The sequence below is a fragment of the Candidatus Parvarchaeota archaeon genome (assembly GCA_016866895.1).
In the GTDB taxonomy this organism is placed as follows: domain Archaea; phylum Micrarchaeota; class Micrarchaeia; order Anstonellales; family VGKX01; genus VGKX01.
The window spans coordinates 1-3,937 of sequence record VGKX01000117.1 but is presented as its reverse complement, the minus strand read 5'-3'; the positions used below and the strand labels follow the sequence as shown (position 1 = coordinate 3,937).

3 protein-coding genes are annotated in these 3,937 nt (G+C 47.9%); all 3 read right to left on the bottom strand.

Features of this window, described 5'->3' with window-relative positions; translation table 11 throughout:
* Positions 1 to 2,452: hypothetical protein (locus FJZ26_04695; protein ID MBM3229703.1), on the bottom strand; the 2,452-nt coding region annotated here is incomplete at its 3' end.
* Positions 2,453 to 2,613: 161 nt separating this feature from the next.
* The gene (locus tag FJZ26_04690; GenBank protein MBM3229702.1) at positions 2,614 to 3,393 is read right to left on the bottom strand and encodes an RNA methyltransferase; all 780 of its coding nucleotides are present in this window, start codon (positions 3,391 to 3,393) and stop codon (positions 2,614 to 2,616) included.
* On the bottom strand, positions 3,372 to 3,937 hold a 566-nt coding region (locus tag FJZ26_04685), incomplete at its 5' end, for a methyltransferase (GenBank protein MBM3229701.1). The genes FJZ26_04685 and FJZ26_04690, both read right to left, overlap by 22 nt.

Below are 3,937 nucleotides of genomic sequence, written 5' to 3'. Positions count from 1 at the left end.
TGAAATACGGCAATAGGTCAACTTTGTATCTGCGACTGTTGCAAAAGTGCTCGAAATCGCTGACTTTTTCAAGTGTTGCCTTGGCATCAGTGATTTTTTGCGTGATTGTGTTGATTTCCAGCTCAAGGGAAGTTGCCTGGCTTAGCTGTCTTTGAGCCTTGGCTTCATTTTCATCAGGCCTGGGGCCTGATTTGAAAGACTGAGTTTCCTGCCCATTCACAGGCTGCCGCAGCAAATCATATTCATTTGATTTTGCACGTAACTGGTTTTGCAGGTCATTTATTTTTCTTTTAAGTGAGGAGACGGCCAGAGTGGCATCAAGAATGACAAGCTGCGGCGAGACGGAGTTTTCAACAATAAATGATTTCTTGCCTCCAGCGTCTTTCTCAAGGGTTATTGAGATGCTTTGGACGGCAGCGCCCTTTTCATCAAGCCTTGTGAGGATAAGCTCCTTTCCGTCCTGCCCGCTTGCAGCAGTGTAGTTTCCGTTTTCAAGGCCCGCAAGGACGGGCCTGCCCTCTATAAACAGGGTGTTTTGGCTTACCAAAACCACTTGAACTTGCTCGTTTTTCTGTTCGCGAAGCGTGGGGCCGCCTGAAAAAGGCTGCTGGTCCTCATTGTTGCTTGCCACAGGCGCTGCTGCAATAACCTCGAGGCTTATTTTTCCCCCGTTGTCTTGTATTTGTGCCTGGCTTATCTGGGCAAACGGAACTTCAAGCGAAAAATTCTTTGCTTCTAGCCTTGTTTTGGAGCCAGAATGAAAGCCTTCGGGCCCAAAAACCAGCAAGGTTTTGGAGCCCGTGCTTTTTTCAGTGGCAACAAACGAGTTGCCATCTGCCTCAAGCCTTGAGTCTGTTGGAATTTGAAGCTGCACAAGTGCCGTGCCTGGCGCGTCCTTGAGCGAGATTTGGAGTGTTATTGCATTTGACTGCATCTGTGCTCCATCCTGCGGCTTGCCCGTTCCCATCAGCTCCAGTTTTTTGGCCTGCGCAACATAAGTCCTGCCATCAATCTCAAATTCAAGTGTGCCTGGCCTGACCTCCTGTTTGTGGATTGAATAGTTTGATGCCGCGGTAATGACTGTATGCACGGCGTCAATGACCTTTGTTTCCGTAAGCCTGGCAGCCTGCGCAGTGGCTTCAAGGCTCCGGCTTAAAATTTGTGCCGGGACAACAGTGAAATTCGCCGCCATAAATGATTTAATTGCCGTGTTGGAGCTTGACTTTTCAATGCCTTTTTCCATGAACTTGACACCTTCATCCTTAAGAAGGCCGGCAAGCCCTGGCCCTGTTGAAAGCAAATTGAGGAATTTGTTGCCTGCTTGCTGCTGCACCTGAGAGCCTGAAGCCTGGCCCTGTGTCTTTTCCTGCTCAAGCAGATTTTTTAGTTCCTGCTGCATGACTGCAAGGTTTTTGCCTGCAACAGTTGCGCCTTTTACCAAAAACAGGTGCTTGAGCGCCCTTGTCAGGTTTTCCCTGATTTGCTGGAGTTCTGCCTCGGTCAGATGGGAGTCTGAGAGATGGATTTTTATTGACTTTCCATTTACCTGCGTTTCAAGAAGCCTGTCTGCAGCAATTTTGGCCCTGGTTTGCGCGTCCATTTCAAGGTTCGGGAGTTGTGCTGCGCCCTGGGGGTTGCCCCCATAACTGCGCTTGGCTGCTGCTTGCCGACCTTCCGCAAGCTGGCTGTTTCCCTCCTGGCTTGCCGAATTGAGAAGTATGGAGAATTGCGATGAGATGTTTGAGGTTTTGGATTGAAATTCCGCCAGGTTAAAGTTGTGGTTAAACGCCTTAACAGCATTGTTGTATTTGTCAACTTCTGCACGCAAGGAGGAATAGGCCCGTGAGTCGATTTTGCCAAACTCATAAAGCGCCTCGAGTGTTTTGCTCAGTTTTTCCCTGTTGGCAAACGTAATCCCGCTGACATTTGAAGGGTCGTAGTCTGTTTTGTCTTTAGGCTCCAGGCTTGCATATTTATCGCTGCTTTTTTGAAGCCAGTCGGCATAAGTGACGGCCTTGGCAACATCAAGCTTTGCGCAAAGGGCATCTGCAGACTCTATTATTGAATCTAGGGGCTTTTGCGGATTTGCCGAATTGAAAAGGTCATAAGGATTGCGCCTCACATCCGATTGCAGCTGCTGCACGGCCTGCAATAGCTTTGAGTAGCCTTCTTTGTCGGCGTCTTGCAGGGCAAATGAATGTTTTTCAAGGAAATCAGCAATCCTGCCAATAGTTTCCTCTGCCTTGGCTCTGAGGTTTCCTGTTTCAAAGCCAAGGTCATTGTTTTTGTATCTGAGGGCGAGGGTTGCAAATATGGACTTTGCATCCGAAAAAAGAGGCTGGTGTTTTACGCTTAGGTTTTGAGTTTCTTCGTGGGCCGGGAGCATTGATGGAAAAACGTTTTGCTGCGCATGCGAGGGCAGATGGGCAAACATTGGTTGGTCTGCTGGCATGATGAATCACTTGCTCCAAAAACCTGATAGCGCATTTACTGGAAAGTGATTATTTGAGCATCCAGTGTATATATACTTGAGTAGGAGAATAAAGGCTTTGTAGTGGATTGTATTTTGCACAAAAGGACATTTGGAGGCTTGAAAAGAATTTTTGGCTGCGGCTATTCGTTTTTTAGTTTATTTCCTGTTATTTCTTTTGCGGCTTTCCTGAATATCCCAAGCATGGAATCTGCCTCAAGCTTTGAGATGCCTGAGCTTGCGACCATTGACTTGAAAGCCATTTTTATCTTGTGCGGGTTTCTGAGGCTTTTGGAATATGAGTCGGTTATCTGTGAAAAGAACCCGACAAGGCTAACAAGTTGTGCCTTGCTTGGCAGGTTTTTCTTGGTTGCACTTGGAGTGTGGTAGTGTTTTGGAGATTTGATTTTCTGCATTGATTTTATTGAAAGCGCATAGAGGACAACGGCAACTGCATGGGAAAGGTTCATTATCGGGTAGCTGTGGTGTGTTTCAATTTTCACAAGCAGGCTGCACATGTCAATCTCCTGCTGTGTCAGGCCTATGCCCTCCCTGCCAAACAGGATTGCGACTCTACCCTTGAAGTCCTTGCCTGCAAATTCGCAAAGGCCTGTTATGTGCCTTATTGTTTTTTTATGCCGCCTTGCCACGCCTGTTGTGCCAACTATGTGGCTGCACCCCCTGCACGCCTCTTCTATGCTCTGGCAAATTTTTGCGCCAGCTAAGATTGGCAACGCGTGCTTCGCAAATTTTTTGGCTTCAAAGCCAAGGGGGCAGGAAGGCTTGACTATGTAGAGGCTGCTGATGCCAAAGTTGGCAAGGCAGCGGCACACAGAACCGACATTTATATCATATTCCGGACAGACAAGAACGACGCGTATGTTTTTCAACAGACCCACCTTTATGGTTTTGTTGCCTCCAATACCGAAAGGGTCTCAAAAAAAACGGAAAGTTTTTGCAGCACCCTGACTTGCATGCCAAGCCTTTGAAGCGCGCTGACGGTCAGTTGCGTGTTGTCAAGGCTTGAGTCAAGCATCAGAAGCCTGCCGCCTTTGTTGAGATGCGGATGGAAAAGGCCCAGGAACCTGTCGATTACCTTCCTGCCATCCAGCCCGCCGTCAACCGCAAGATTTAGGGCTCCTTTAATCTTCTCGCTTCGCTGGGTTGGCAGGTATGGCGGGTTGAATATAATCCAGTCAAACGTAGAGCCAGAAAGTGCATAAAACATGTCTGAGATGAAAAACTCGCAGTTTTTCACGTTGTTGTTTTCCGCATTGCGCCTTGAGGCAAAAACCGCGTCTGGGTTAATGTCAACTCCGATGACTTTAGAATTTGGATTTGCCTTTGCGCACGCGATTGCCTGTATTCCACAGCCGCAGCCAACGTCGAGGACCTTGCCGGAAGTTTTTTTTGAGTATATTGCAAGCATTGTTGAGTCTTCGGACGGCTCGTACACTGACGAAGGCA